We start from the raw sequence: 26693 nt of genomic DNA on the forward strand, positions 1-26693 counted from the left end.
TTACGGGCAATGCCCGACTGTTCAAGCGCACTCCCGATCAATCCCTGGTCAGGAACTTCAGAAGCACTCTAGTTGTGGATAAGTTCTGCGGCAATCGCCGCCAGATCGTCAAAAATCAGGGTGCCGACCGGAAGGGTCTTGCCCAGAGTTTTTTCGCCTTTCCCGGTCTTTACCAAAACGGGCTGTGAATCGACGGCTTTGGCGGCCTCCAGGTCACCAAGGCTGTCGCCGACGAACCAGACATTCGTCAGCGCCACGTTGTAATGCGCCGCGATGGTTTGCAACATCCCCGGCTTCGGCTTGCGGCAATCGCAACCCTCGTCCGGACCATGCGGGCAGTACACGATCAGCCCGACTTCACCGCCCTGCTCTGCCACGAGCGTGCGCAGGCGCGTGTGCATGGCGTCGAGGGTGGCAAGGTCGTAATAGCCGCGAGCAATGCCCGACTGGTTGGTGGCGACCGCCACCGTCCAGCCGGCCTTGCTCAACTGCGCAATCGCCTCGATCGAGCCGGGCAGTGGAATCCACTCCTCCACCGACTTGATGTAAGCGTCGGAGTCGTAATTGATCACTCCGTCCCGATCGAGAATCAGCAGTTTCAACAGCAATCCCTCAACCCAGCAGCGAAATGTCGGCAACCCCGAGGAACAGACCACGCAGACGCGCGAGCAGCGCGTAGCGGTTGGCCCGGACCTTGGCGTCTTCGGCATTGACCATCACCGCGTCGAAGAACGCATCCACCGGCTCACGCAATGCCGCCAGACGCGCCAGCGATTCGTTGTACTGACGCGCTGCGGCCATTGGCTGCACCGCCTGATCCGCTTGCTGAATCGCCGAGTACAGCGAGAACTCGTTGGCGTTGTCGAAGTACTTGGCCTCGACCACGGTCGGCACCGAGCCTTCAACCTTGCTCAACAGGTTCGATACACGCTTGTTGACCGCCGCCAGCGCTGCCGCTTCCGGCAGTTTGCGGAAGGCCTGAACCGCTTGCACACGCTGGTCGAAGTCCAGCGCCGAACCCGGCTTCAGGGCACGTACCGACAGGTAAGTGGCGACATCGACGCCCTCGTCTTCGTAACGCGCACGCAGACGGTCGAAGATGAATTCCAGCACCGCGTCGTTCAGACCGGCAGCCTTGACCTTGGTACCGAAAGCAGCCACAGCGAAAGCCACGGCGTCGTTCAGGTCCAGATCCAGTTGTTTCTCGATCAGGATGCGCAGCACGCCGAGGGCCGCACGGCGCAGGGCATACGGGTCTTTGCTGCCGGTCGGCAGCATGCCGATACCGAAGATGCCGACCAGGGTGTCGAGCTTGTCGGCGATCGCGACAGCGGCACCGGTCAAGGTCGCCGGCAGTTCAGCACCGGCACCGCGTGGCATGTACTGCTCGTTCAGCGCCAGCGCGACGTCTTCCGGCTCGCCGTCATTGAGCGCGTAGTAGTAACCGGCGACACCTTGCATCTCCGGGAACTCGCCGACCATTTCGGTGGCCAGGTCGCACTTCGACAGCAGGCCGGCACGGGCCGCCCAGGAAGCGTTGCCGCCAATCCGCGCGGCGATGTAGGCCGCGAGTTTCGAAACGCGCTCGGCCTTGTCGTAGACGCTGCCGAGTTTTTCCTGGAACACCACGTTCTTCAGGCGATCATTGAAGGCTTCGAGCTTTTGCTTCTTGTCTTGCTTGAAGAAGAACTCGGCGTCGGTCAGGCGTGGGCGAACCACTTTCTCGTTACCGGCGATGATCTGCTGTGGATCTTTGCTTTCGATGTTGGCGACGGTGATGAACCGTGGCAGCAACTTGCCGTCGGCATCCAGCAGGCAGAAGTACTTCTGGTTGTCCTGCATGGTGGTGATCAGCGCTTCCTGCGGCACGTCGAGGAAGCGTTCCTCGAACGAGCACACCAGCGGCACCGGCCATTCGACCAGCGCGGTCACTTCATCGAGCAGCGCCGGCGGCACGATCGCGGTGCCTTCCTGACGGGTCGCCAGTTCTTCGGTGCGCTTGCTGATGATCTCGCGACGCTCGTTGGCATCGGCCAGCACGTAGGCGGCACGCAGGTCGGCCAGGTAGCTCGACGGCGAACCGATGCGCACGCTTTCCGGGTGGTGGAAACGGTGACCACGGGAGTCGCGGCCAGCCTTCTGCGCGAGGATGGTGCAGTCGATGACCTGGTCACCGAGCAGCATCACCAGCCACTGGGTCGGACGCACGAACTCTTCCTTGCGCGCACCCCAACGCATGCGTTTCGGGATCGGCAGGTCGTTCAGCGAATCTTCGACGATGGTCGGCAGCAGGCTTGCGGTTGGCTTGCCGGCGATGTTCTGGCTGTAACGCAGTTTCGGGCCGCTCTGGTCGATTTCGCTCAGCTCGACGCCGCACTTCTTGGCAAAGCCCAGGGCTGCCTGAGTCGGGTTGCCTTCAGCGTCGAAGGCGGCCTGACGTGGCGGGCCATCCAGGTTGATGCTGCGATCCGGTTGCTGGGTCGCCAGCGCCGTGATCAGCACCGCCAGACGGCGCGGCGCGGCATAGACCGTTTTGCTTTCGTAGCTCAGGCCGGCAGCTTGCAGGCCCTTGTCGATACCGGCGAGGAACGCTTCAGCCAGGGTGTTAAGGGCTTTTGGCGGCAGTTCTTCGGTGCCCAGTTCAACCAGAAAATCTTGCGCACTCATTGTGCAGCCTCCAGCTTGGCCAATACTTCGTCACGCAGGTCCGGGGTTGCCATCGGGAAGCCCAGCTTGGCGCGGGCCAGCAGATAGGCTTGCGCAACGGAACGCGCCAGGGTGCGTACGCGCAGGATGTATTGCTGACGCGCGGTCACCGAGATCGCCCGGCGCGCGTCCAGCAGGTTGAAGGTGTGCGAGGCCTTCAGGACCATTTCATAGCTTGGCAACGGCAGCGGCTGGTCGAGCTCGATCAGGCGCTTGGCTTCGCTTTCATAGAAATCGAACAGTTCGAACAGTTTGTCGACGTTGGCGTGTTCGAAGTTGTAGGTGGACTGCTCCACTTCGTTCTGGTGGAACACGTCGCCGTAGGTCACCTTGCCGAACGGACCGTCAGCCCAGACCAGGTCGTAGACCGAGTCCACGCCCTGCAGGTACATGGCCAGACGCTCCAGACCGTAAGTGATCTCGCCGGTCACCGGGTAGCACTCGATGCCGCCGGCCTGCTGGAAATAAGTGAACTGAGTCACTTCCATGCCGTTGAGCCAGACTTCCCAGCCCAGACCCCAGGCGCCGAGGGTTGGCGATTCCCAGTTGTCTTCGACGAAGCGGATGTCGTGGACCAGCGGGTCCAGGCCGACATGCTTGAGCGAGCCCAGGTACAGTTCCTGGAAGTTGTCCGGGTTCGGCTTCAGCACGACCTGGAACTGATAGTAGTGCTGCAGACGGTTCGGGTTTTCCCCGTAGCGGCCGTCAGTCGGACGGCGGCTTGGCTGCACGTACGCGGCGTTCCAGGTTTCCGGGCCGATGGCGCGCAGGAAGGTCGCGGTGTGGAAAGTGCCGGCGCCTACTTCCATATCGTAGGGCTGAAGTACCACACAACCTTGCTCGGCCCAGTATTGCTGGAGCGCGAGGATCAAGTCTTGGAAGGTACGCACGGCTGGCGTAGGCTGGCTCACGAAATTCACCTGTTTCTTGGGCTGCGATTTAAAGAGCGGGAGTATACCCGATTCAGTCGCACCTCCACCCCCTGGAGCCTTATGCCACGCTGCTTTTGGTGTACCGAAGATCCGCTGTACATGGCTTATCACGATCAGGAGTGGGGCACGCCGCTACGCGATGCGCAGGGTTTGTTCGAGTTGCTTTTGCTCGAAGGGTTCCAGGCCGGGCTGTCGTGGATCACCGTGCTGCGCAAACGCGAGCGCTACCGCGAGGTGTTGTACGGCTTCGACGTGCAGCGCGTGGCGCAGATGAGCGACGCCGAAATCGATGAACTGATGCTCGATCCGGGGATCATCCGCAACCGCCTCAAACTCAATGCCGCCCGACGCAATGCCCAGGCCTGGCTGGCGCTGGAGGACCCGGAGGCCTTCCTCTGGTCGTTCGTCGGCGGCCGACCAATCATCAATCATTTCAAGGATCGCAGCGAAGTCCCGGCGATCACCCCCGAAGCGCTGGCGATGAGCAAAGCCCTGAAAAAGGCCGGCTTCACCTTCGTTGGCCCAACCATTTGCTACGCACTGATGCAGGCTTCGGGCATGGTCATGGATCACACTCAGGACTGTGACCGCTACGCGCAGCTGGTCAACGGCGGTTAGAATGGCCGCCTCGCGCACAGCACAAAATCAGGAGTGACCTGTGGAAAAGTTTAAAGGCGCCTTGCTGGTAGGCGCTCTGCGGCTGTTTGCCCTGCTGCCATGGCGGGCCGTGCAGGCCGTGGGTTCGGCGATCGGCTGGATCATGTGGAAAACCCCCAACCGTTCCCGCGACGTGGTGCGGATCAACCTCGCCAAATGTTTTCCACAGATGGACCCGGCCGAACGTGAGCGCCTGGTCGGCCAGAGCCTGAAAGACATCGGTAAATCCCTCACCGAAAGCGCCTGCGCCTGGATCTGGCCGGCCCAGCGTTCCATCGATCTGGTGCGCGAAGTCGAAGGCCTCGACATCCTCAAGGAGGCGCTGGCCTCGGGCAAAGGCGTGGTCGGCATCACCAGCCACCTGGGCAACTGGGAAGTGCTGAACCACTTCTATTGCAGCCAGTGCAAACCGATCATTTTCTACCGCCCGCCAAAGCTCAAGGCTGTGGATGAATTACTGCGCAAGCAACGCGTGCAGCTGGGCAACAAGGTCGCTGCCTCCACCAAGGAAGGCATCCTCAGCGTCATCAAGGAAGTGCGCAAAGGTGGTGCAGTGGGCATTCCCGCTGACCCGGAACCGGCCGAATCCGCAGGGATCTTCGTGCCGTTCTTCGCCACCCAGGCATTGACCAGCAAATTCGTGCCGAACATGCTCGCGGGCGGCAAAGCGGTCGGCGTGTTCCTGCATGCCCTGCGCCTGCCGGACGGCTCTGGCTACAAAGTGATCCTCGAAGCGGCACCCGAGGCCATGTACAGCACCGATACCGAGGAATCCTGCGCAGCGATGAGCAAAGTCGTTGAACGCTACGTTGCCGCGTATCCAAGCCAATACATGTGGAGCATGAAGCGCTTCAAGAAACGCCCACCGGGCGAAGCGCGCTGGTACTGAGCAAGTTGGCACACTCTGTGGATAACCTGTAGGAACGCCGAAGGCTGTGATCTTTTGATCTTGCTTGAGGTTATCCACAACCCGTTCATTCAAGGGCGCATAAAGATGTCCGAACAACGCAAATCCTTCCGCATCAAGATCACCCACGACAGCTTCGGCGAATGCCTGGGGCAGACGCGCAATCTGTCGGCCACCGGCGTGTATGTGCAGCATCCGCGTCTGGCGTCATTGCCCAAGGGTGCGGTGGTTTATGGCCAGGTGCAGGATTTACCCACAGGCGCGCCGCGGGTGCGAATGGAAGTGGTGACGGTGGATGCCGAGGGCATCGGCCTGCGTTATCTCTAACTTATTGCGCCTGGCGGTCGAGCTTCTTCAGAAACACCGTCATTTCCTTCTCGGCCTGCTTGTCGCCATGGGCGCGGGCGGCTTCCAGACCTTGTTCCCACGCCTGCCGCGCGGCCGCGTGATCGCCGAGTGCGAGTTGCGCTTTGCCCAATAGCTTCCACGCCGCCGAGTACTTCGGGTCGAAACCGACACAGCGCTGGAAATGCTCGGCGGCTTTGGCGTTCTCCCCCAGATCCAGATAACCCTTGCCCAGGCCAAAGCGCAGCAATGAGTTATCCACACCCTTGGCGAGCATTTTTTCCAGGGATTCGAGCATGGGCGGAGTCCTTTTCTGTGGAGTGTCAGGTGTTGATCGGTGTCAGTTACACCGCTTTCGCGAGCAAGCCCGCTCCCACAGGGGAATGCATTCCAAATGTGGGAGCGGGCTTGCTCGCGAAGAGGCCATTACAACCGACGATATTTCTGGATCAGAAGAAGCTCAGACCCACATGAAACAGCTTCTCCACATCGCGAATATGCTTTTTATCCACAAGGAACAGAATCACATGGTCGCCGGTTTCGATCACCGTGTCGTCGTGGGCGATGATCACTTCTTCGTTGCGGATGATCGCGCCAATCGTGCTGCCCGGTGGCAGGCCGATTTTCTCGATCGGCCGGCCGATGACCTTGCTCGACTTCGCATCGCCGTGGGCAATCGCCTCGATGGCCTCCGCCGCGCCCCGGCGCAATGAGTGCACGCTGACGATATCGCCACGGCGTACGTGGGCCAGCAAGGTGCCGATGGTCGCCAGTTGCGGGCTGATGGCGATGTCGATGTCGCCGCCCTGGATCAGATCGACGTAAGCCGGGTTGTTGATGATCGTCATCACCTTCTTCGCCCCCAGCCGTTTGGCCAACAGCGACGACATGATGTTGGCTTCGTCATCGTTGGTCAGCGCGAGGAAGATGTCGGCGTCGGCGATGTTCTCTTCCAGCAGCAGATCACGGTCCGAGGCGCTGCCCTGCAGCACCACGGTGCTGTCGAGGGTGTCGGAGAGATAGCGGCAGCGCGCCGGGTTCATCTCGATAATCTTCACCTGATAACGGCTTTCGATGGCCTCGGCCAGGCGCTCGCCGATCTGCCCGCCACCGGCAATCACGATGCGCTTGTAGGTTTCGTCGAGACGGCGCATTTCGCTCATCACCGCGCGAATATTCTCACGGGCGGCGATGAAGAAGACTTCGTCATCGGCCTCGATCACCGTATCGCCCTGCGGCAGGATCGGCCGGTCGCGGCGGAAAATCGCCGCGACACGCGTCTCGACATTCGGCATGTGCTCGCGCAACTGGCGCAATTGCTGACCCACCAGCGGCCCGCCGTAATAGGCGCGCACCGCCACCAGTTGCGCCTGGCCTTCGGCGAAGTCGATCACTTGCAGCGCACCCGGATGCTGGATCAGACGCTTGATGTAGTTGGTCACCACCTGCTCGGGGCTGATCAGTACGTCGACCGGAATCGCTTCGTTCTGGAACAGCTGTTCTTCGCGATTGAGGTAGGACGCTTCGCGCACCCGGGCGATCTTGGTCGGGGTGTGGAACAAGGTGTGCGCGACCTGGCAGGCGACCATGTTGGTCTCGTCACTGTTGGTCACCGCCACCAGCATGTCGGCGTCGTCGGCGCCGGCCTGACGCAGCACCGATGGTAGCGAGCCGCGGCCCTGAATGGTGCGGATGTCGAGACGGTCGCCGAGGTCGCGCAGGCGTTCGCCGTCGGTGTCGACCACGGTGATGTCGTTGGCTTCGCTCGCCAGGTGTTCAGCCAGCGAACCGCCGACCTGCCCCGCACCGAGGATGATGATTTTCATCCAGTCACTCCATTGAATCCGTTTAGCCGCGCGCGGCAGCGATCTTGATCAGCTTGGCGTAGTAGAACCCGTCATGCCCGCCCTGCTGGGCCAGCAATTGGCGACCATGGGGCTGTTTGATCCCGGCCGTGGTGGCCAGGTCGAGTTCGCGGGCACCGGGCGTGCGCTCAAGGAACGCGGCAATGACTTCGGTGTTCTCGGTCGGCAAGGTCGAGCAAGTGGCGTAGAGCAGGATGCCGCCGACTTCGAGGGTTTTCCACAGGGCGTCGAGCAGCTCGCCTTGCAGTTGCGCGAGGGCAACGATGTCGTCCGGCTGACGGGTCAGCTTGATGTCCGGGTGGCGGCGGATCACGCCGGTTGCCGAACATGGCGCGTCGAGCAGGATGCGCTGGAACGGTTTGCCGTCCCACCACGCGGCGGTATCGCGGCCGTCGGCAGCGATCAGTTCGGCGCTCAGCCCCAGCCGCTCAAGGTTTTCCTTTACGCGCACCAGACGCTTGGCTTCCAGATCCACCGCCACCACGCCGGCCAGCGCCGGTTCGGCTTCGAGGATATGACAGGTCTTGCCGCCCGGCGCGCAACACGCATCGAGCACGCGCTGACCCGGCGCCAGATCGAGCAGATCGGCGGCCAGTTGCGCCGCTTCGTCCTGCACGCTGATCCAGCCTTCGGCAAAACCCGGCAGGCTGCGCACGTCGGCGGCGGCTTCAAGGACGATGCCGTCGCGGCTGTAAACACACGGCGTGGCAGCGATGCCGGCGTCGCTGAGCAAGCCAAGGTAGGCATCGCGGCCGTGATGCCGGCGGTTGACCCGCAGGATCATCGGCGGGTGCGCGTTATTCGCCGCGCAGATCGCTTCCCATTGCTCCGGCCAGAAGGCCTTCAGGGATTTTTGCAGCCAGCGCGGGTGGGCGGTACGCACCACCGGATCGCGCTCCAGCTCGGCGAAAATCGTCTCGCTTTCGCGCTGGGCATTACGCAGCACGGCGTTGAGCAGACCCTTGGCCCACGGCTTTTTCAGCTTGTCGGCGCAACCGACGGTTTCGCCGATGGCCGCGTGCGGCGGCACGCGGGTGTAGAGCAGTTGATAGAGACCGACCAGCAGCAATGCCTCGACATCGGCGTCGGCAGCCTTGAACGGTTTCTGCAAAAGTTTTTCCGCCAGCGCCGACAGCCGCGGCTGCCAGCGTGCGGTGCCGAACGCCAGATCCTGGGTGAAACCGCGATCACGGTCTTCGACCTTGTCCAGTTGCGTCGGCAGGGAGCTGTTCAACGAAGCTTTGCCGCTGAGCACGGCGGCGAGTGCCTTGGCGGCGGCCAGACGCGGGTTCATTGCGCGTCCACCACGGCGCCGAGCACGGTGCCAACGGCAAATTTCTCGCGACGGCTGTTGAACAGGTCGCTGAAGTTCAGCGCCTTGCCGCCGGGCAGTTGCAGACGGGTCAGGCACAGCGCCTGTTCACCGCAGGCGACGATCAGGCCGTCCTTGCTGGCGCTGAGGATTTCACCCGGCGCGCCTTTGCCGTCAGCCAGTGTCGCGGCCAATACCTTCAGCGCTTCACCGCTGAGGGTGCTGTGGGTAATCGGCCATGGGTTGAAGGCACGCACCAGGCGCTCCAGCTCAACCGCCGGACGGCGCCAGTCGAGGCGCGCTTCGTCCTTGTTCAGTTTGTGGGCGTAGGTGGCGAGCTCGTCGTTCTGCACTTCGCCTTCGAGGGTTCCAGCGGCCAGGCCGGCAATTGCCTGAACCACGGCGGGCGGGCCCATTTCGGCGAGGCGGTCGTGCAGCGTGCCACCGGTGTCATCGGCGCTGATCGGGGTCACGACCTTGAGCAGCATCGGCCCGGTGTCGAGGCCGGCTTCCATGCGCATCACGGTCACGCCGCTTTCGGCATCACCGTGTTCCACGGCGCGCTGGATCGGCGCCGCACCGCGCCAGCGTGGCAGCAGGGAGGCGTGGCTGTTGATGCAGCCCAGACGCGGAATATCCAGCACCGCTTGCGGCAGGATCAGGCCGTAGGCGACCACCACCAGCAAGTCCGGTTTCAGCGCGGCCAGCTCGGCTTGAGCATCGGCGTTGCGCAGGGTCGGCGGCTGCAACACCTGGATATTATTTTCCAGGGCCAACTGTTTGACCGGGCTCGGCATCAGTTTTTGCCCGCGACCGGCCGGACGATCCGGTTGGGTGTAGACCGCAACGATCTCGTAAGGGCTGTTCAGCAGGGCCTTGAGGTGTTCGGCGGCAAATTCCGGGGTACCGGCAAAAACGATGCGCAGTGGCTCAGTCATGAAGGGAATCTCATAAAAAGAAAAAGGCTTGCCGGAGCAAGCCTTTGAAGAGGGGCATCAAGCGTTCTGGCGGTGCAGCTTTTCCAGTTTCTTCTTGATCCGGTCGCGTTTGAGCGTGGACAGGTAATCGACGAACAACTTGCCGTTGAGGTGGTCGCATTCGTGCTGGATGCACACCGCGAGCAGGCCTTCGGCGATCAGTTCGTAAGGCTGGCCGTCGCGGTCCAGCGCTTTGATTTTGACCTTCTGCGGGCGGTCGACGTTTTCGTAGAAACCCGGCACCGACAGGCAGCCTTCCTGGTACTGATCCATCTCGTCAGTCAGCGATTCGAACTCGGGGTTGATGAACACCCGGGGTTCGGTGCGGTCTTCGGAAAGGTCCATCACGACGATACGTTTGTGCACGTTGACCTGGGTCGCGGCGAGGCCGATGCCCGGCGCTTCATACATTGTTTCAAACATGTCATCGACCAACTGACGCACTTCGTCGTCCACTACTGCCACAGGCTTGGCGATAGTACGCAGACGCGGGTCCGGAAATTCGAGGATGTTTAAAATGGCCATAGGCTGATTGCTGCACGTATTGAGTAAAGTCGGGTCGATGGCCTGGCAGGTCCGAAGATGCAGGCTACCGTTGTGAAGCGTAGCTAATGCAATTTGCAGTAGCGAGCCACGGGGGCTCTGACGGTTCACGCGAACGCACATGATAAAGGGATTCGCTGCATGAGGAAAACACTACTCGCCCTGCTGCTTCTGGCTTCGGCCGCGGCTGCGCAAGGGCAAGTGCAACTCAGGGATGGTTTTCCACAGCAATACACGGTGGTTTCGGGAGACACCCTCTGGGACATTTCCGGCAAATACCTGCGCGAGCCCTGGCAATGGCCACAGCTGTGGCGGGCCAATCCGCAGATCGAAAACCCCAACCTGATCTACCCGGGCGACACGCTGACGCTCAGTTACGTCAACGGCCAGCCGCAGCTGACCCTCAATCGCGGCGAGTCACGGGGCACCATCAAGCTGTCGCCACGCATCCGCACCAGCCCGGTGGCCGAGGCGATTCCGAGCATTCCGCTGAAATCAATCAACAGTTTCCTGCTGAGCAACCGCATCGTCGACAAGGTCGAGGACTTCGACAAGGCGCCGTATATCGTCGCCGGCGATGCCGAGCGCGTGTTGAGTGGCACTGGCGACCGGATCTTCGCCCGGGGCCACTTCGATCCGAATCAACCGGTGTACGGCATCTTCCGCCAGGGCAAGGTCTACACCGACCCGCAGACCAAGGAGTTCCTCGGGATCAACGCCGACGATATCGGTGGCGGTGAAATCGTCGCCACCGAAGGCGACGTCGCCACCCTCGCCCTGCAACGCACCACCCAGGAAGTACGTCTGGGCGATCGTCTGTTCAGCGGCGAAGAGCGCTCGATCAATTCGACTTTCATGCCCAGCGCCCCGAGCACCAACATCAACGGCCTGATCATCGACGTGCCGCGCGGCGTCACGCAGATCGGCGTGATGGACGTGGTCACCCTGAACAAAGGCAAGCGCGACGGTCTGGCCGAAGGCAATGTGCTGGTGGTGATGAAAACCGGGGAAACCGTGCGCGACCGGATCACCGGCCAGCCGCTGAAAATTCCCGATGAACGGGCCGGTCTGCTGATGGTGTTCCGTACCTACGACAAGCTCAGTTACGGCCTCGTACTCAACGCATCGCGCTCGCTGGCGGTGCTCGACAAGGTGCGAAATCCTTAGCTGGCTTCACAAGTTACCAACAGAGTTATCCACAGCCTGTTCCGAATGGTTCGGGACTTATAACGATCAAGGATGATCCACGATGCTGTCTGCCTGTACGCCGGTTTCCCCTGCGGAACTGGAAGCGCGTTTGCGCCTGCACCGCTTGCCGGAAATCGGTCCGAAACGTTTTGCCAAACTGCTTGAAGCCTTCGGCTCGGCGTCAAAAGCCCTGAGCGCGCCGGCCAGTGCCTGGCGAGCGCTGGGTCTGCCAGCGGCGTCGGCCGAGGCCCGGCGCAGCCCGCAAGTGCGCGACGGCGCCAGCCATGCATTGCGCTGGCTAGAGCGGCCCGGCCAGCATCTATTGATGTTGGACCAAGCGGATTATCCGGCGCTGCTGGCGCAGATCCCTGACCCGCCACCGCTGTTGTTCGTCGCCGGTGATCCGCTGATTCTGGAAAAACCGCAACTGGCGATGGTCGGCAGTCGCAGCGCGTCGCGCCCGGGAATGGATACCGCCGCCGCGTTTTCCCGCAGCCTCGCCGGGGCCGGTTTTGTCATCACCAGTGGCTTGGCGCTGGGTATCGATGCGGCTGCGCATCAAGCGGCTCTGGACGTCGGCGGGCAAACCGTCGGTGTACTCGGCACCGGCCTGGAAAAGTTTTATCCACAGCGCAATCGTCGACTGGCCGACGCGATGATTGCGTCGGGCAGCGCAGTGGTTTCTGAGTTTCCACTGGACGCCGGGCCAACGGCGAGCAACTTCCCCAGGCGCAACCGGATCATCAGCGGTTTGTCCCTCGGTGTGCTGGTGGTCGAGGCGAGTGTCGCCAGCGGTTCGCTGATCACTGCCCGGCTGGCGGCGGAACAGGGCCGCGAGGTGTATGCGATTCCCGGCTCGATCCATCACCCCGGTGCGCGCGGCTGCCATCAGTTGATCCGCGACGGCGCGGTGCTGGTGGAAACCATCGAACACATTCTCGAAGCTCTGCGCGGCTGGCAGCATTTGCCGTTATCCACAGACCCGCCGGATTCCGCGCATCCCTTGCTTGATCTGCTGCACGCCGCGCCGCACACCAGCGAAGCCTTGGTCGAAAGCAGCGGCTGGGCGTTGCCCAAAGTCCTCGCGGCGCTCACCGAGCTGGAAATGGACGGCCGCGCAGTGTGTGAAAACGGTCGCTGGCTGGCGAGGACACGCTAGGTTTTACAGGGAAGATCGGTAAACTGCGCAAAACCTGTTTTCGGAGAGTTTTTTCATGGTCAACAGTTGGCGTGTGCAACAAGCCGCACGAGAAATTCGCGCCGGGGCGGTGATTGCCTATCCAACCGAAGCCGTCTGGGGGCTGGGTTGCGACCCGTGGAACGAAGAGGCAGTGGATCGGCTGTTGGCGATCAAGAACCGTTCGGTGGACAAGGGCCTGATCCTGGTCGCCGACAACATCCGCCAGTTCGACTTCCTGTTCGAAGACTTCCCGCAAGAGTGGATCGACCGCATGGCCAGCACCTGGCCGGGGCCGAACACTTGGCTGGTGCCGCATCAGAACCTGTTGCCGGAATGGGTGACGGGCGTGCATGACACGGTGGCGCTGCGGGTCAGCGATCACCCGCAGGTGCGGGATCTGTGCTCGATGGTCGGGCCGCTGATTTCCACCTCAGCCAATCCGCAGGGGCGGCCGGCGGCGCGCACGCGGTTGCGCGTCGAGCAGTATTTCCGTGGGCAGATCGACCTGATCCTTGGCGGGCAACTGGGCGGGCGCAAGAACCCCAGCGTGATTCGCGATCTGGCAACCGGCAAGGTCATTCGTCCCGACTGATCCTGCGTCGAAAACCTTTACCGTGAGTCTTCCTCGCCTTGATGGCGAGGAAGACTACGCGTGCCTGCGATTTATCCTGCAATGACGCCAGTTTCTCTGTCGGAAAAGTCGCCAAGTCCCCAGATTCATTGGCTTTTCCCACTTGATTATCAGACTTTCTGGCGTGGCGGAATCGGCAAAAGCAACCATCCTTTCCCTGCACTCGAAACACTTCGATAAGTTAAGGTCTGCGGAGAAAGAATGGACACTACCAATTTGCAACTCACGGATTACCTGCAGGCGCTTCAGGTGACGTTGAAGAGTCACCATGAGGGTTGTCGCATCGTGATGCTTGAGGCTGGGGCGGATACTCAGGAGTTCGACCGGTTTATCGATCGGCAATTTCGGCTTCGGTTGCAGCATTACATGCTGACTTCACGGGCGCGGATGCTCGAAACCAGACTGGCGATAAAGTCGCGCAGTACCCATTTCCTGCTGTATCGGCACGATCAACTGTTGGCGGTATTGAGAGCGACTCCGGCACCGTTCGAGTGGGTATCGCTGGCGCAGCAACACGTTTCTCCCACGGTGGCGCTGTCGCGCCATGTCGAATTCAGTCGATTGATGTCGTACACGCCCAATCAGTTGCCCATCGCGGTCAACGGTCTGCTGGCGGCCGCTACCGAGTGGGCCATTAAATGCGGTTATAACGGGGTAACCGCGTTGTGCAGATCGCAACAACTGCGCTTCTACCAGCGTTTCGGCCTGATGCCGATCGCCTCCAATGCCCTGCATATCGACCAGCGCGCACGCGGCGATTACTGGGTGCTGTCAGCCGAGTGGCGGCAAATTCTCGCGGCGGTCCAACCGCCTGATCCGGCGGTTGGCCACGTGGTGCAAAAACCGTTGGAGTGTCATCTGTCGAGGTGTTGAACGCGTTCGAACTGACTTGCCAGCCGTGGGTTTGCAACCCTGACTGGCAAGACGCCGAAGGTTTGTCAGGGCAGCAGGATGGTCGAACCGGTGGTGCGCCGTGCCGACAATTCGGTCTGCGCCTTCGCCGCATCAGCCAGTGGATAGCGCTGGCTGATGCTCACCTTGAGCTTGCCGCTGATGATCATCTCGAACAACTCGTCGGCCATGCGCTGCAGGTTCTCGGCGTTGTTGGCGTAGGTCGCCAGGGTCGGGCGGGTCACGTACAGCGAGCCCTTGGCCGAAAGAATCCCCAGATTCACCCCGTCCACCGCACCGGAGGCGTTGCCGAAACTCACCACCAGCCCACGCGGCGACACACTGTCGAGCGAGGTCAGCCAGGTGTCTTTGCCGACGCCGTCGTACACCACCGGGACTTTCTTGCCATCGGTCAGCTCCAGCACCCGCTGTGCCACGTTTTCGTGGCTGTAATCGATGGTTGCCCAGGCACCGTTGGCCTTGGCCAGTTCGGCTTTTTCCTTCGAGCTGACCGTACCGATCAGCTTCACGCCCAGTGCCTTGGCCCATTGGCAGGCCAATGAACCGACACCCCCGGCAGCGGCGTGGAACAGAATGGTTTCGCCACCCTTGAGTTCATAGGTCTGGCGCAGCAGGTACTGCACGGTGAGGCCCTTGAGCATGACCCCGGCTGCGGTCTCGAAGCTGATTTCGTCCGGCAGCTTCACCAGATTGGCTTCGGGCAGGGTGTGCAACTGGCTGTAGGCACCCAGCGGGCCGCTGCCATATGCCACGCGATCACCGACCTTGAACCGGGTGACGTCGCTGCCCACCGCATCGACGATGCCGGCGCCTTCAGCGCCGAGGCCGGACGGCAAGGCTGGCGGGGCATACAGACCGCTGCGGAAATAGGTATCGATGAAGTTCAGGCCGATCGCCTTGTTCGCCACCCGCACCTGATTCGGGCCGGGCGCGGCGGGTTCGTAGTCAACAAACTCGAGCACTTCGGGACCGCCGTGGGCGCGGAACTGGATACGCTTTGCCATCTGCCTGCTCTCCTTGGGTCGTCTGTAAGCCCCCTATCCAACTCCCCTGCTTGATCTTCGTCAACTGCGGCGCGCAGGTTTGCGGTGTTATGCTACGCGCCCATTTGCGCCGCCCCCTGCCTGCGGGGCGCCCGCGTAGTTATGCCCGATTCAAGGTGAAGCCATGACGACCCGCACCGACGCCGTAAAGGCCTATCTGCTCGATTTGCAAGACCGCATCTGTGCCGCGCTGGAAACCGAGGACGGCGGCACGCGCTTCGTCGAAGACGCCTGGAACCGGCCTGCCGGTGGTGGCGGCCGTACCCGCGTGATCGAAAACGGTACGGTGATCGAAAAGGGCGGCGTCAACTTTTCCCACGTGTTCGGCAGCGGCCTGCCACCGTCGGCCAGCGCCCATCGCCCGGAACTGGCCGGTCGCGGTTTCGAAGCCCTCGGCGTGTCGCTGGTGATTCACCCGCACAACCCGCATGTGCCGACGTCCCACGCCAACGTGCGCTTTTTCATCGCCGAGAAGGAAGGTGAAGAGCCGGTCTGGTGGTTCGGCGGCGGCTTCGACCTGACCCCGTATTACGGCAACGAAGAAGACTGCATCCACTGGCACCGCGTCGCCGAGCAGGCCTGCGCGCCGTTCGGGCCGGACGTCTATCCGCGTTACAAGGCCTGGTGCGACACCTATTTCCACATCAAGCATCGCCATGAACCGCGTGGCATCGGCGGCCTGTTTTTCGACGACCTGAACGAGTGGGATTTCGACACCAGTTTCGCCTTCATGCGCGCCATCGGTGATGCCTACATCGACGCTTACCTGCCCATCGTACAGCGCCGCAAGAACGATGCGTTCACCGCACAGCAGCGTGAATTCCAGGAATTCCGCCGTGGCCGCTACGTCGAGTTCAACCTGGTCTACGACCGAGGCACCCTGTTCGGCCTGCAATCGGGCGGGCGTACCGAGTCGATCCTCATGTCGTTGCCGCCGCAAGTGCGCTGGGCCTATGACTTCAAGGCCGAACCCGGCAGTGAAGAAGCGCGCCTGACCGACTACTTCCTGCAAGACCGCGACTGGCTGGCCGAGGCCTGAGGACTGCTGATGGATCGTTACGTCGTTTTCGGTAACCCGATCGGCCACAGCAAGTCGCCGATGATTCACAAACTGTTCGCCGAGCAGACCGGTCAGCGCCTCGACTACAGCACCCTGCTGGCGCCGCTTGACGACTTCAGTGCCTGCGCCATGGCGTTCTTCCAGGACGGTCGCGGCGCCAACGTCACGGTGCCGTTCAAGGAAGAGGCCTATCGCCTGGCGAACAGCCTGACCGCTCGCGCGCAGCGCGCTGGTGCAGTGAACACCTTGAGCAAACTGGTCGACGGTTCGCTGCTCGGCGACAACACCGACGGCGCCGGTCTGGTGCGCGACCTGACGGTGAATGCCGGTTTCAGCCTGACCGGCAAACGCATCCTGTTGCTCGGCGCTGGCGGCGCGGTGCGTGGCGCGCTGGAGCCGTTGCTGGCGGAGAAGCCGGCATCGGTGATCATCGCCAATCGTACGGTGGATAAAGCCGAGCTGCTGGCCGAGCTGTTCTGTGATCTGGGGCCGGTGTCGGCTAGTGGTTTCGACTGGTTGCAGGAGCCGGTGGACGTGATCATCAACGCCACTTCCGCCAGCCTCACCGGCGACGTGCCGCCGATTGCCGCGAGCCTGATCGAGCCGGGCCAGACCCTGTGCTACGACATGATGTACGGCAAAGAGCCGACTGCGTTCTGCCGTTGGGCCAGCGAGCATGGCGCGGCAGTGTCGATGGATGGTCTGGGAATGCTGGCTGAACAGGCGGCCGAGGCGTTTTTCCTGTGGCGCGGGGTGCGTCCGGATACGGCGCCGGTACTGGCCGAACTACGCCGCCAGTTGGCCCTTTAAAAGCTTCGCGAGCAAGCCCGCTCCCACATTGGAATGCGATCAAATGTGGGAGCGGGCTTGCTCGCGAATGGCCGCACCGCCGATCCTGGATCAATCCTCAAACCGGATCGGACACTTTTCCGGCCCTTCGAGCTTCCGCAACTCCTCCACCACCTGCGGCCGCGCCCGGCGCAGGGTCAGGCTGCGATCCTGACGCAGCAGGCGCCGCGCCTCCTGATGCAGCATCTCCACCCCCGAATAATCGATGAAGTTGATCTGCTGCGCCTCGATCACCACCCGCGTACCGTGCAGCCGTTGCAGGCGCACTTGCAGGTAATGGCTGGCGCCGAAGAAGATCGAGCCGCCGACTCGCAGTACGTCCTCCTCACCCTCGCGGGAATGCTGCACTCGCGGTTGCGAGGTGCGCTTGAGGTAGAAGAACAGCGACGCCAGCACCCCGGCATAGATCGCCGTCTGCAGTTCCAGTAGCAGCGTGGCGAGGCAGGTCAGCGCCATGACCACGAACTCGGCACGGCTGACCCGCAGCAACGAACGAATCCCGCGATGATCCACCAGCCCCCAGGCGATCAGTAGAATGCTCCCGGCCATCGCCGGAATCGGAATGTGTGAAATCAGCCCGGCGCCGAAAATCGCGAACAGCGCGACCCAGATCGCCGAAAACACCCCGGCCAGCGGCGAACAGGCACCCGCCTCGTAACTCAGGCCTGAGCGGGTGAACGAACCGGCGGAGAGCGATCCGGAAAAGAACGCCCCGACAATATTCGACAAGCCCTGTGCGCGGACTTCCTGGTTGGCATCAAGCAACTGCTGCGAACGTGCAGCAATCGAACGGGCAATCGACAGGCTGGTGACCAGACCGAGCATGCCCACCGCCACCGCGCTCGGCAGCAAGCGCAGCACCAGATCGAGATCCAGCGGCAGCGCACTGAACGGTGGCAGGCGTCCGACAAAGGCGCTGACCAGATGCACGTGGCCGAACATCGCCGGCCATAACCACACCACTGCGCTGCCCAGCACCAGCGTTATCAACAGAGTCGGCCAGCGCGGCAGCAGTTGTCTGAGGACAAAACCGACCAGCACCGTGGCCACACCCAACACCAGTGATGGTTTATCCACAGCCCGCAGGTGTTGCAGCAGGTCCATCAGACTGGCCAGCGCCGTGGCTTTCGCCGGCAGGTCCAGCCCCAGCAGATTGGGCAACTGGCCGATGGCAATCACCACCGCCGCGCCGAGGGTGAAGCCGAGCACCACCGAGTGCGAGACGAAATTCACCAGTGCACCGAAGCGCAGCAGGCCGAGCAGCCACTGGAAAATCCCCGCCAGAAAGCTCAGCAGCAGGATCAGCGTGATGTAGTCCTGTGATGCGGGTACGGCCAAGGGACTGACGCTGGCATACAGCACAATCGAAATCGCTGCAGTCGGGCCGCAGATCAGATGCCACGACGAACCCCACAGACAGGCAATCAGCACCGGGATGATCGCGGCGTAAAGACCATACTCCGGCGGCAGGCCGGCGATCAGCGCGTACGCGATCGACTGCGGCAACGCGAGAATCGCACCGCTCAGGCCAACGACCAGATCCCGGCCGACGCTGGCGCGGGTTTGCCGGGGCAGCCAGGTCAGGAAGGGAAAGAGTGAATGGCGACTGGGCAGGGCCATGGGTCCTCGCGGGCGGGTTTTGTTCAAGGTTATCAGGGTGCCAGGGTAAAGGCCCTCACCCTAACCCTCTCCCGGAGGGAGAGGGGACTGATCGAGGTGAAAGAGGGAAGTACGCCGACCTGAGATATCCAGTCGAACTCAGGTTCTGAACAACATAAAGATCGGCTCCCTTCCCCCTCGCCCCCTCTGGGGGAGAGGGCTGGGGTGAGGGGGCAAAAATCTCAAGCCGAGCAAAATTCAAAGCCACCCCACGGTCAAAGCTTTGCCTTTACAGCCGCCAAAGCATCCTTGCCATCCACGGTCTTCACCCCCTCCAGCCACTTGTCCAGCACCGCCGGATTGGCCTTGATCCATGCCTTCACCGCATCGGCATTGCTGACTTTCTTGTTCACCACCTCAGCCATGATGCTGTTCTCCATGTCCTGGGTGAACGTCAGGTTGGTCAGCAACTTGCCCACATTCGGGCAGGCCTCGGCGTAGCCTTTGCGCGTCAGGGTGTAGACGCTGCCGGTGTCGCCGAAATACTTCTCGCCGCCCTTGAGGTAATGCATCTTCAGCTGCACGTTCATCGGGTGCGGGGTCCAGCCGAGGAAGGTGACGAATTTCTGCTTCTTCACTGCCCGCGACACTTCGGCGAGCATCGCCTGTTCGCTGGATTCGATCAGCTTCCACTGGCCGAGGTCGAAGTCGTTCTTCTTGATGATTTCCTGCAGCGAGATGTTCGCTGGCGCACCGGAGCCGATGCCGTAGATTTTCTTGTCGAACTTGTCGGCGTATTTGTTCAGGTCGGCAAAGTCATGCACACCGGCATCCCACACATAATCCGGGACGGCCAGAGTGAACTCGGTGCCGTCGAGATTCTTCGCCAGTTGCGTGACGTCACCGGTGGCGACGAACTTGTCGTAGAAGCCCTGCTGCGCCGGCATCCAGTTGCCGAGGAACACATCCACCTGACCGTCCTTCAAACCGCCGAAGGTGATCGGCACCGCGAGGGTGTCGACCTTGGCTTTGTAGCCCATGCCGTCCAGCAGAAACCCCGTGATGGCGTTGGTCGCGGCAATGTCGCTCCAGCCCGGGTCGGCCATTTTCACCGTTTCGCAGCTTTGCTCGGCGAATGCCGAGGCGCTGCCCAGAGCCAGCAGGCCAATCGTCAGTGCTGTGGATAACTTGCGCATGGACTTCCCCTTACATTATTGATTTTGGCAGGGTTGTGGATAACGGGCCTTGCGTTCCAGATCGTCGAGGTCGATGTGGTTGCGCATGTATTGCTGACTGGCATCCACCAGCGGCTGGTGATCCCAGCTCTTCAGCTTGCCGATGGTCAGGGCATCGGCGACAAAACGCCGGCGACGCTGGCTGGCGAGCACCTCGCGGTGAATCGCCGGGATGTCCCACTTGGCCCGCGCTTCGGCGAGAAAATCGTCGAACAGCTGGCGATGTTGCGGCGACTGGCTGAGTTCTTCGAGTTCACGCGGATCGTTGTGCACATCGAAGAGTAGGCACGGGTCGCTCTCACTGTAGATAAATTTGTAGGCGCCGCGACGGATCATCATCAGCGGGCTGACCGTACCCTCTGCCATGTACTCGCCGAACACTTCGTCGTGCCCGCCCTGCCCTTGCAGGTGCGTCAGCAGCGAGCGGCCGTCCAGCGGCAAGTTCGGCTCCAGGCTGCCGCCGGCCAGTTCAACGAAGGTCGGCAACAGGTCGGCGGTGGACACTGCCGCGCTAACCCGGCCAGCAGCGAACTGCCCCGGCGCACTGATCAGCAGCGGCACCCGTGCAGCCATCTCGAACCAGTGCATTTTGTACCAGAGGCCTTTCTCGCCGAGCATGTCGCCGTGGTCGCCGGAGAACACGATGATGGTGTCATCGATCAGCCCGGTATCTTCGAGGGTTTGCAGAAGTTTGCCGACGTTGGCGTCGATATAACTGCAAGCGCCGAAGTACGCCCGCCGTGCATCGCGAATCTTATCCACAGGCAATGGCTTGTCCCACAGGTCGTAGACCTTGAGCAGGCGCTGCGAGTGCGGATCGAGGGAGTGCTGCTCCGGAGTTGTCGGCAACGGGATGTCACCGTCGTCGTACAAATCCCAGAACGCCTTGGGAATCGTGTACGGGTCGTGTGGGTGGGTCATCGACACGGTCAGGCAGAACGGCTGATCGCCGTCCTCACGAATGTGGTCAAACAGGTATTGCCGGGCCTTGAACACCACCTCTTCATCGAAGTCGAGCTGGTTGGTGCGCACGCACGGCCCGGCCTGCAGCACCGAGGACATGTTGTGATACCAGCTCGGGCGCACGTCCGGCTCGTCCCAGTTCACCGCCCAGCCGTAGTCGGCCGGGTAGATGTCGCTGGTCAGGCGCTCTTCATAACCGTGCAACTGATCCGGGCCGCAGAAATGCATCTTGCCCGACAGCGCGGTGCGGTAACCGAGGCGACGCAGGTAGTGGGCGTAGGTCGGAATATCGGCAGGGAAATCGGCGGCGTTGTCGTAGGCGCCGATCTTGCTCGGTAACTGGCCGCTGACCAGAGTGAAACGCGACGGCGCGCACAGCGGACTGTTGCAGTAAGCGGCATCGAACACCACGCCTTGGGCGGCGAGGCGCGAAAGATTCGGCAGTTTGATTGGCGACAGGCCGTAGATCGGCAACATTGGCGCGGCCATTTGATCGGCCATGATGAAAAGAATGTTCTTGCGCTTCATGTGATCGCGGCATTCCATAGTGAATATTTATGCGACATTGCTGCGATCGAGCATGGAGTCCATGCCCCGTCCGGTAAAGCCTGCGCCGGACAATGACTAGGATAAGCACAGCTTATGTATGACGCCCTCGGCAATCTGTCCCTCGACCTGTTGCGCGCATTCGAAGCGGCGGCGCGTCATCACAGTTTTACTGCGGCGGCGGTTGAGCTGGGCACCACGCAGCCAGCGATCAGCCAGCAGATCAAGCGTCTGGAAGAACAGCTGGGAGTACGACTGTTTGACCGGATCTATCGCGGTATTGAACTGACCGAGGGCGGCGCGATCCTGTTCGAGCAGGTTCAGCTCGGTTTGCAGAATATCGACGCAGGATTGAGTGCTATCAGTACGCAGCAACAACACGAGGTATTGCAGGTCGCCACCGATTTCGCCTTCGCCGCCTACTGGCTGATGCCACGCCTGTACCGCTTCCACGAAGCCAACCCGAACGTCGATGTCAGCCTGGTCACCAGCGAGCGCAGCCACAACATGCTGCGCACCGACATCGATGTCGCGATCTTGTTTGGCGACGGGCGTTTCAAGCAAGGCGAAAGCCATTGGCTGTTCAGCGAGGAAGTGTTTCCGGTGTGCAGTCCGCAATTGCTCAAGGAGCGTGCCCTGCCCTTGCCTGCCCAGGCGTTGCTGGAGTTGCCGCTGCTGCACCTGCGCGGTGAAAACAGCAGCAACTGGTTTGACTGGAGCGGGCTGTTTCGCGAACTGGGCATCAGTACCCCGCCAGCACCGGGCCAATTGCGCTTCGACAACTACACGCTGTTGATTCAAGCGGCGATTGGCGGCCAAGGCGTGGCCATCGGCTGGCGCCACCTTGTGGATAACTTGCTGAGCCAAGGCTTGCTGTGTCGGCCGATCGCCGAGACCACGTTGTCGCGCCTCGGTTATTACGTGGTGCTGCCGCAACGCAAACGCCGGGGCGCGTTGATTCAGCAGTTTGTCGACTGGTTAATGGCCGAGCAGGCCAGCAGCGCCGAATCGCTCGCCGGGGTAGCGTTACCGTCGATTGCGGTTTGAAGGCTCAGCCAGTTGCGGCGACAAAATTCACATGCTGCCCCACATGCAGATTCAACCGCAGCTCATCGGCAATCCCCACCGCGACCCGGTTCAGTCGTTCCAATGGCTCCGCCAGCCCCGGCTCCAGATTGCCGCCCACCTGACTGAAATGCTCAATGGTCAGCCCCGCCACCCCGTGCGGCGCATTCACCAGCGTCCACTGCAATGGGCTGCTTTGCAGGGCTTCACGGATTTCTTCGGCGGCGTGGCGTTGCAACCCGTCGTCCAGCTCCACCTCATCGAGTACGGCAAAATTCCCCACCAGAAACAGCCGTGGCACGTTGGCCATTTGCAGGCCGTCGACTAGCGCATCGACCGCTAAAACCTGTTCCACCGGGCCGAGCACCACGGACCTTTCCACCTGGTCGCTGTTGAACGGCAGACCCGGTGCGTCCAACAAGCAGATCACTGCCGAGCTGCCCGCTACGCTTTGCTTGACCCGCTCGGCATCGAACAGATCGCCGCTTTTGGTGCGCAGGCCAGGACGTGGTGCGAGTACGTTCAAATCGTCGAGAATCGCGATGACTTCGTGCTGCCGTCGCAGCAATTCAGCCATCAACGCACCGCCCAGGCTGGCCATGGCACCATAGAGCACCACTTTCACCGTCGGGGTTTCGGCATTTTTCATGGCTGATTCCTTTTTGTTGTCCCTCGTATGGCGTGTGACACGCAGCCTGCGCCGAGGGTTCGAACCGATTCAGAGGCTTTCAGATGCACGCAATCAATGGCTATCACGCCCACGTCTATTTCGACGCTCACTCAATTGATCAGGCGCGCGCTTTGTGTGAACAGGCGGCGCAGTTGTTTCCTCTGAAGATGGGGCGCGTCCATGAGCGCCCGGTCGGCCCGCATCCAGACTGGAGCTGCCAGTTGGCTTTCGGCCCGGAGCTGATCGGTGAGGTGTTGCCGTGGCTGGCGCTCAATCGCAAGGGGCTGGTGGTGTTTTTGCACCCCGACACTGGCGATGATTTGCTCGATCACACCGAGCACGCGATTTGGATGGGCGCGATGCGGCCGCTGGATCTGTCTATTTTCTGATCAAAGCGTTTCTTCGGGCTCGCCCGGCAGATGCTCGTCCAGATGCAGCCAGGGCAATTGGCTGTCCGTCCAGATGTGCCGCTCGGCCGGCGCCCGCTCCGGGTGATCCAGCGTGGCGATGGTCACATCGATGCTCTCGGGACTGAGCAATGTCACCAGCGCCAGCTGCGCGCCACAACGCGGACAGAAATACCGCGCGCAACTGCCCGACGAGTCATAGCGCGAAGGCGTCCCCGCCAGCCAATGAAAGCTGGCTGCCGGAACCGTGATCCAGGTGGTGACGATTCCACCGCTGACCTTGCGGCAGATCGAGCAGTGGCAGTGGGCAATGTCCTGCAATGGCCCGCTGAACTGATAGCGGATGTGTCCGCAGTGGCAGCCACCGCTGTGCACTTCTTCCATGTCCCTGCCCTCCCGTCCCCGAAATGATTGACTCTAGCCGCATCCGACAGCCGGTTGGCCATTCGCCTGAAGCTTTCGTCAGCGAAAGGTAGCTGAAAGGTTGCCCGATTAGGATCGCCGCCACTACCGGCAACAGACCGGTTGGCCAACGCGTGTGATCGCTCGCATGTCAGGCCCAATTAACAACAACAATGGTGATTCTGATGTCCTCTGTAGCCCGCCTTCTCGCTGAAACTCCGCCCGTACGTCTCGTGCTTCCCGTTCTGCGCTGATCCCTTCCGATCCGCTCACTCAATTAGCCGCGCTACGCCTGGAGTAATCCCATGCTGACTTTCCTTGGCTTCGCCATGGTCATCACGTTCATGTTCCTGATCATGACCAAGCGCCTGTCTGCGCTGATCGCCCTGATCATCATCCCGATCCTGTTCGCCCTGTTCGGTGGTTTCGCGCCGAAGATCGGCCCGATGATGCTCGAAGGCATTACCAAGCTTGCGCCGACCGGCGTGATGCTGATGTTCGCCATTCTGTACTTCGCTCTGATGATCGACTCCGGCCTGTTCGACCCGGCCGTGCGCAAGATCCTCAAACTGGTCAAGGGCGACCCGTTGAAAGTTTCGGTCGGTACCGCCGTGCTGGCGCTCGTCGTTTCCCTCGATGGTGACGGCGCGACCACTTACATGATCTGCGTGGCCGCCATGCTGCCGCTGTACAGCCGCATCGGCATGAGCCCGCGGATCATGGCCGGTCTGATCATCCTCGCCGGTGGCGTGATGAACATGACCCCGTGGGGCGGCCCGACCGCGCGTGCCGCCAGTGCGCTGCATGTCGACCCGTCGGACATCTTCGTACCAATGATCCCGGCGATGGCTGCCGGTGTGGTGGCGATCCTGATCATTGCCTACTTCTACGGCAAACGTGAGCGTGCGCGTCTGGGCGAGCTGCACCTGATCGGCGACGAGATTGATCACAGTGAAATCAGCGTCTCGCAGTTCCCCGATGCCCGCCGTCCGAAGCTGATCTGGTTCAACGGCCTGCTGACCCTGGCGCTGATGTGCACCCTGATCGCCGGCCTGCTGCCGCTGCCGGTGCTGTTCATGGTGGCGTTCAGTATCGCGATGATCGTCAACTACCCATGCCTGCAAATGCAGAAGGACCGCGTTGCGGCCCATGCCGGCAGCGTGCTGTCGGTGGTCAGTCTGATTTTCGCTGCGGGTATCTTCACCGGTATCCTGTCCGGAACCGGCATGGTCGACGCCATGTCGAAAAGTCTGCTGGCAGTGATTCCGGACTTCCTCGGCCCGTACCTGGCGGTGATCACGGCGCTGGTGAGCATGCCGTTCACGTTCTTCATGTCGAACGACGCGTTCTACTACGGCGTGTTGCCGGTGCTCTCCGAAGCGGCCAGCCATTACGGCATCACCGCAGTGGAAATGGCCCGTGCCTCGATCGTCGGTCAGCCCGTCCACTTGCTCAGCCCGCTGGTACCGTCGACGTACCTGCTGGTGGCGCTGGCCGGTATCGAATTCGGTGATCACCAGCGTTTCACCCTGAAGTGGGCAGTGCTGGTCTGCCTGTGCATACTGGTGGCCGCCTTGCTGCTGGGGACGTTCCCGCTGTTCAGCACGTTGTAACGGCATTCACTCACCATGACGCCAGCTGCTTGCTGGCGTCATGGTTTAACACTCGCTCAAAGGAATACACATGGATTGGCTGACCAACCCCGAAATCTGGGTTGCCTTCTTTACCCTGACCGCCCTGGAAATCGTTCTGGGCATCGATAACATCATCATGATTTCGATCCTGGTCAGCCGCATGCCCAAGCACATGCAGCAGCGCACGCGGATTTTCGGCCTGGGCCTGGCGATGATCACGCGGATCTTGTTGCTGCTGTCGATCACCTGGGTCATGCGCCTCACCGCCGACCTGTTCGTGGTGTTCGGCCAGGGCATTTCCGGTCGCGACCTGATCCTGTTCTTCGGTGGCCTGTTCCTGCTGTGGAAGAGCTCGCAGGAGATGTACCACGCGCTGGAAGGCGAAGACGAAACAGGCGACGAGCCTTCGGGCAAGGGCGGCAACTTCCTTTACACGATCATTCAGATCGCGATCATCGACATCGTGTTCTCGCTGGACTCGGTAATCACTGCCGTCGGCATGGTCTCCCATGTGCCGGTGATGGTCGCGGCAATCGTCGTCGCCGTGCTGGTGATGATGGCGGCCTCGGGCAAGATCAGCGAGTTCATCGACAAGCACCCGTCGCTGAAGATGCTGGCGCTGTCGTTCCTGCTGGTGGTCGGTACCGTACTGATCGCCGAGTCGTTCGACGTGCATGTGCCGAAAGGCTACGTCTACTTCGCCATGGCGTTCTCGCTGGCGGTGGAAGCGATCAACATCAAACTGCGCGGCGCGATGGCCCGGAAGAAACAGCAGCAGGATCCGGTGAAACTGCGCAAGGATGTTCCGGGGCAATAACCCGGTAGTCCTGAATCACGCAACACCCCTGTGGGAGCGAGCCTGCTCGCGAAGACGGAGTGTCAGTCGACAACAATGTTGGCTGATCCACCGCTTTCGCGAGCAGGCTCGCTCCCACAGTTGTTCAGGGGTACTGAAGAATCCGGGGCAGCCGTAATACCTGTAGGAGTGAGCCTGCTCGCGATAGCGGTCCGTCAGTCAGCAACGATGTTGAAGCTGGTCGCCCTATCGCGAGCAGGCTCACTCCT

27 protein-coding genes are annotated in these 26693 nt (G+C 61.6%); 13 read left to right on the top strand and 14 right to left on the bottom strand.

From position 1 onward, the window contains the following. Positions 1-68: 68 nt before the first annotated feature. Genes gmhB through glyQ form a run of 3 tightly spaced genes read right to left on the bottom strand, consistent with a single transcriptional unit; the run spans position 69 to position 3617 of the window. Complete coding sequence (gene gmhB / locus KCG87_RS03135; protein WP_167734075.1) at positions 69-608, bottom strand: D-glycero-beta-D-manno-heptose 1,7-bisphosphate 7-phosphatase; 540 nt, start codon at positions 606-608, stop codon at positions 69-71. A 4-nt stretch (positions 609-612) separates the two neighbouring features. After that, positions 613-2667, bottom strand: a complete 2055-nt coding sequence (gene glyS, locus KCG87_RS03140; RefSeq protein WP_103367979.1) for a glycine--tRNA ligase subunit beta — start codon at positions 2665-2667, stop codon at positions 613-615. Continuing rightward, positions 2664-3617: a glycine--tRNA ligase subunit alpha gene (gene glyQ, locus KCG87_RS03145; RefSeq protein WP_003187265.1), complete on the bottom strand. Its 954-nt coding sequence runs from the start codon at positions 3615-3617 to the stop codon at positions 2664-2666. The genes glyS and glyQ overlap by 4 nt, the downstream gene beginning before the upstream one ends. 81 nt (positions 3618-3698) lie before the next feature. Between glyQ and KCG87_RS03150 the strand changes: the two genes are divergently transcribed. From KCG87_RS03150 to KCG87_RS03160, 3 genes are all read left to right on the top strand, one after another. Further along, complete coding sequence (locus KCG87_RS03150) at positions 3699-4256, top strand: DNA-3-methyladenine glycosylase I (RefSeq protein WP_210556211.1); 558 nt, start codon at positions 3699-3701, stop codon at positions 4254-4256. Positions 4257-4296: 40 nt separating this feature from the next. Beyond that, positions 4297-5184 (top strand): lysophospholipid acyltransferase, encoded by an 888-nt coding sequence (locus tag KCG87_RS03155; RefSeq protein ID WP_003220227.1) that lies wholly within the window; start codon positions 4297-4299, stop codon positions 5182-5184. Between the two features lie 105 nt (positions 5185-5289). After that, positions 5290-5529 carry a PilZ domain-containing protein gene (locus KCG87_RS03160; protein WP_007960749.1) on the top strand — a complete coding sequence of 80 codons (240 nt, stop codon included), beginning with the start codon at positions 5290-5292 and terminating at the stop codon, positions 5527-5529. A 1-nt stretch (position 5530) separates the two neighbouring features. On the opposite strand, the gene KCG87_RS03165 is transcribed toward KCG87_RS03160, so the two are convergent. The 5 genes from KCG87_RS03165 to def form a co-directional block, all read right to left on the bottom strand. Next, a complete protein-coding gene (locus tag KCG87_RS03165) occupies positions 5531-5845 on the bottom strand; it encodes a tetratricopeptide repeat protein (RefSeq protein WP_027610275.1) in 315 nt (104 codons plus the stop codon). Between the two features lie 151 nt (positions 5846-5996). Beyond that, a complete protein-coding gene (gene trkA / locus KCG87_RS03170; RefSeq protein ID WP_003220233.1) occupies positions 5997-7373 on the bottom strand; it encodes a Trk system potassium transporter TrkA in 1377 nt (458 codons plus the stop codon). Positions 7374-7395: 22 nt separating this feature from the next. Beyond that, positions 7396-8706, bottom strand: coding sequence for a 16S rRNA (cytosine(967)-C(5))-methyltransferase RsmB (rsmB, locus tag KCG87_RS03175; protein ID WP_210556210.1), 1311 nt, complete (start codon positions 8704-8706; stop codon positions 7396-7398). Beyond that, positions 8703-9662 (bottom strand): methionyl-tRNA formyltransferase, encoded by a 960-nt coding sequence (fmt, locus tag KCG87_RS03180; RefSeq protein ID WP_210556208.1) that lies wholly within the window; start codon positions 9660-9662, stop codon positions 8703-8705. Before fmt ends, rsmB begins: the two co-directional genes overlap by 4 nt. A gap of 57 nt (positions 9663-9719) precedes the next feature. After that, positions 9720-10226, bottom strand: coding sequence for a peptide deformylase (gene def / locus KCG87_RS03185; RefSeq protein ID WP_027610272.1), 507 nt, complete (start codon positions 10224-10226; stop codon positions 9720-9722). Positions 10227-10385: 159 nt separating this feature from the next. Here def and KCG87_RS03190 point away from each other — a divergent pair, with 159 nt between their 5' ends. The 4 genes from KCG87_RS03190 (at position 10386) to KCG87_RS03205 (ending at position 14116) form a co-directional block, all read left to right on the top strand. Continuing rightward, the gene (locus KCG87_RS03190; protein ID WP_098966434.1) at positions 10386-11411 is read left to right on the top strand and encodes a LysM domain-containing protein; all 1026 of its coding nucleotides are present in this window, start codon (positions 10386-10388) and stop codon (positions 11409-11411) included. Between the two features lie 82 nt (positions 11412-11493). Next, a complete protein-coding gene (dprA, locus tag KCG87_RS03195) occupies positions 11494-12591 on the top strand; it encodes a DNA-processing protein DprA (protein ID WP_134785073.1) in 1098 nt (365 codons plus the stop codon). A 55-nt stretch (positions 12592-12646) separates the two neighbouring features. Beyond that, positions 12647-13204 carry an L-threonylcarbamoyladenylate synthase gene (locus KCG87_RS03200; RefSeq protein ID WP_007962683.1) on the top strand — a complete coding sequence of 186 codons (558 nt, stop codon included), beginning with the start codon at positions 12647-12649 and terminating at the stop codon, positions 13202-13204. A gap of 240 nt (positions 13205-13444) precedes the next feature. Then, positions 13445-14116, top strand: a complete 672-nt coding sequence (locus KCG87_RS03205; protein ID WP_210556206.1) for a hypothetical protein — start codon at positions 13445-13447, stop codon at positions 14114-14116. A gap of 65 nt (positions 14117-14181) precedes the next feature. Here KCG87_RS03205 and KCG87_RS03210 read toward each other — a convergent pair whose 3' ends face one another. Beyond that, the gene (locus KCG87_RS03210; protein WP_027610268.1) at positions 14182-15159 is read right to left on the bottom strand and encodes a quinone oxidoreductase; all 978 of its coding nucleotides are present in this window, start codon (positions 15157-15159) and stop codon (positions 14182-14184) included. A 163-nt stretch (positions 15160-15322) separates the two neighbouring features. Here KCG87_RS03210 and hemF point away from each other — a divergent pair, with 163 nt between their 5' ends. Both hemF and aroE read left to right on the top strand, forming a co-directional pair. Then, positions 15323-16237, top strand: coding sequence for an oxygen-dependent coproporphyrinogen oxidase (gene hemF, locus KCG87_RS03215; protein ID WP_139055028.1), 915 nt, complete (start codon positions 15323-15325; stop codon positions 16235-16237). 9 nt (positions 16238-16246) lie between these two features. Then, positions 16247-17068, top strand: coding sequence for a shikimate dehydrogenase (aroE, locus tag KCG87_RS03220; RefSeq protein WP_098966439.1), 822 nt, complete (start codon positions 16247-16249; stop codon positions 17066-17068). A 90-nt stretch (positions 17069-17158) separates the two neighbouring features. Here aroE and KCG87_RS03225 read toward each other — a convergent pair whose 3' ends face one another. From KCG87_RS03225 to betC, 3 genes are all read right to left on the bottom strand, one after another. Next, a complete protein-coding gene (locus KCG87_RS03225) occupies positions 17159-18727 on the bottom strand; it encodes a SulP family inorganic anion transporter (protein WP_210556204.1) in 1569 nt (522 codons plus the stop codon). Positions 18728-18981: 254 nt separating this feature from the next. Next, on the bottom strand, positions 18982-19902 hold the full coding sequence (choX, locus tag KCG87_RS03230) for a choline ABC transporter substrate-binding protein (protein WP_210556203.1): 921 nt from the start codon (positions 19900-19902) through the stop codon (positions 18982-18984). A 15-nt stretch (positions 19903-19917) separates the two neighbouring features. Further along, positions 19918-21432, bottom strand: coding sequence for a choline-sulfatase (gene betC / locus KCG87_RS03235; RefSeq protein ID WP_210556201.1), 1515 nt, complete (start codon positions 21430-21432; stop codon positions 19918-19920). Positions 21433-21546: 114 nt separating this feature from the next. Here betC and KCG87_RS03240 point away from each other — a divergent pair, with 114 nt between their 5' ends. Next, on the top strand, positions 21547-22497 hold the full coding sequence (locus KCG87_RS03240; RefSeq protein ID WP_210556200.1) for a LysR family transcriptional regulator: 951 nt from the start codon (positions 21547-21549) through the stop codon (positions 22495-22497). A gap of 4 nt (positions 22498-22501) precedes the next feature. Here the strand turns inward: KCG87_RS03240 and KCG87_RS03245 are convergent, their stop codons facing one another. Beyond that, the gene (locus tag KCG87_RS03245) at positions 22502-23164 is read right to left on the bottom strand and encodes an NAD(P)H-binding protein (RefSeq protein WP_210556192.1); all 663 of its coding nucleotides are present in this window, start codon (positions 23162-23164) and stop codon (positions 22502-22504) included. Between the two features lie 83 nt (positions 23165-23247). On the opposite strand from KCG87_RS03245, the gene KCG87_RS03250 reads away from it, so the two are divergent. Further along, entirely contained in the window at positions 23248-23574 is a 327-nt protein-coding gene (locus KCG87_RS03250; RefSeq protein ID WP_210556190.1) for a DOPA 4,5-dioxygenase family protein, read from the top strand. On the opposite strand, the gene KCG87_RS03255 is transcribed toward KCG87_RS03250, so the two are convergent. Next, positions 23575-23976 carry a GFA family protein gene (locus KCG87_RS03255; RefSeq protein WP_210556186.1) on the bottom strand — a complete coding sequence of 134 codons (402 nt, stop codon included), beginning with the start codon at positions 23974-23976 and terminating at the stop codon, positions 23575-23577. 323 nt (positions 23977-24299) lie between these two features. On the opposite strand from KCG87_RS03255, the gene KCG87_RS03260 reads away from it, so the two are divergent. Beyond that, positions 24300-25607, top strand: a complete 1308-nt coding sequence (locus KCG87_RS03260; RefSeq protein WP_007954069.1) for a CitMHS family transporter — start codon at positions 24300-24302, stop codon at positions 25605-25607. A 70-nt stretch (positions 25608-25677) separates the two neighbouring features. Further along, positions 25678-26445, top strand: coding sequence for a TerC family protein (locus KCG87_RS03265; RefSeq protein ID WP_003220266.1), 768 nt, complete (start codon positions 25678-25680; stop codon positions 26443-26445). The last annotated feature ends 248 nt before the right edge of the window (positions 26446-26693 follow it).

Origin of the sequence: Pseudomonas sp. MWU347, assembly GCF_017947305.1 — a bacterium.
Taxonomy (GTDB): Bacteria; Pseudomonadota; Gammaproteobacteria; order Pseudomonadales; family Pseudomonadaceae; genus Aquipseudomonas; species Aquipseudomonas putida_A.

What these genes read in the sequence shown, in the direction of transcription:
- KCG87_RS03165 (WP_027610275.1), bottom strand. Translation starts at nt 5,845, where the DNA reads ATGCTCGAATCCCTGGAAAAAATGCTCGCCAAGGGTGTGGATAACTCA.
- glyS (WP_103367979.1), bottom strand. Translation starts at nt 2,667, where the DNA reads ATGAGTGCGCAAGATTTTCTGGTTGAACTGGGCACCGAAGAACTGCCG.
- KCG87_RS03255 (WP_210556186.1), bottom strand. Translation starts at nt 23,976, where the DNA reads ATGGAAGAAGTGCACAGCGGTGGCTGCCACTGCGGACACATCCGCTAT.
- def (WP_027610272.1), bottom strand. Translation starts at nt 10,226, where the DNA reads ATGGCCATTTTAAACATCCTCGAATTTCCGGACCCGCGTCTGCGTACT.
- fmt (WP_210556208.1), bottom strand. Translation starts at nt 9,662, where the DNA reads ATGACTGAGCCACTGCGCATCGTTTTTGCCGGTACCCCGGAATTTGCC.
- betC (WP_210556201.1), bottom strand. Translation starts at nt 21,432, where the DNA reads ATGAAGCGCAAGAACATTCTTTTCATCATGGCCGATCAAATGGCCGCG.
- KCG87_RS03200 (WP_007962683.1), top strand. Translation starts at nt 12,647, where the DNA reads ATGGTCAACAGTTGGCGTGTGCAACAAGCCGCACGAGAAATTCGCGCC.
- dprA (WP_134785073.1), top strand. Translation starts at nt 11,494, where the DNA reads ATGCTGTCTGCCTGTACGCCGGTTTCCCCTGCGGAACTGGAAGCGCGT.
- hemF (WP_139055028.1), top strand. Translation starts at nt 15,323, where the DNA reads ATGACGACCCGCACCGACGCCGTAAAGGCCTATCTGCTCGATTTGCAA.
- rsmB (WP_210556210.1), bottom strand. Translation starts at nt 8,706, where the DNA reads ATGAACCCGCGTCTGGCCGCCGCCAAGGCACTCGCCGCCGTGCTCAGC.
- KCG87_RS03160 (WP_007960749.1), top strand. Translation starts at nt 5,290, where the DNA reads ATGTCCGAACAACGCAAATCCTTCCGCATCAAGATCACCCACGACAGC.
- choX (WP_210556203.1), bottom strand. Translation starts at nt 19,902, where the DNA reads ATGCGCAAGTTATCCACAGCACTGACGATTGGCCTGCTGGCTCTGGGC.
- KCG87_RS03250 (WP_210556190.1), top strand. Translation starts at nt 23,248, where the DNA reads ATGCACGCAATCAATGGCTATCACGCCCACGTCTATTTCGACGCTCAC.
- KCG87_RS03190 (WP_098966434.1), top strand. Translation starts at nt 10,386, where the DNA reads ATGAGGAAAACACTACTCGCCCTGCTGCTTCTGGCTTCGGCCGCGGCT.
- KCG87_RS03210 (WP_027610268.1), bottom strand. Translation starts at nt 15,159, where the DNA reads ATGGCAAAGCGTATCCAGTTCCGCGCCCACGGCGGTCCCGAAGTGCTC.
- trkA (WP_003220233.1), bottom strand. Translation starts at nt 7,373, where the DNA reads ATGAAAATCATCATCCTCGGTGCGGGGCAGGTCGGCGGTTCGCTGGCT.
- KCG87_RS03225 (WP_210556204.1), bottom strand. Translation starts at nt 18,727, where the DNA reads ATGGCCCTGCCCAGTCGCCATTCACTCTTTCCCTTCCTGACCTGGCTG.
- KCG87_RS03260 (WP_007954069.1), top strand. Translation starts at nt 24,300, where the DNA reads ATGCTGACTTTCCTTGGCTTCGCCATGGTCATCACGTTCATGTTCCTG.
- aroE (WP_098966439.1), top strand. Translation starts at nt 16,247, where the DNA reads ATGGATCGTTACGTCGTTTTCGGTAACCCGATCGGCCACAGCAAGTCG.
- KCG87_RS03265 (WP_003220266.1), top strand. Translation starts at nt 25,678, where the DNA reads ATGGATTGGCTGACCAACCCCGAAATCTGGGTTGCCTTCTTTACCCTG.
- KCG87_RS03240 (WP_210556200.1), top strand. Translation starts at nt 21,547, where the DNA reads ATGTATGACGCCCTCGGCAATCTGTCCCTCGACCTGTTGCGCGCATTC.
- KCG87_RS03205 (WP_210556206.1), top strand. Translation starts at nt 13,445, where the DNA reads ATGGACACTACCAATTTGCAACTCACGGATTACCTGCAGGCGCTTCAG.
- KCG87_RS03150 (WP_210556211.1), top strand. Translation starts at nt 3,699, where the DNA reads ATGCCACGCTGCTTTTGGTGTACCGAAGATCCGCTGTACATGGCTTAT.
- KCG87_RS03245 (WP_210556192.1), bottom strand. Translation starts at nt 23,164, where the DNA reads ATGAAAAATGCCGAAACCCCGACGGTGAAAGTGGTGCTCTATGGTGCC.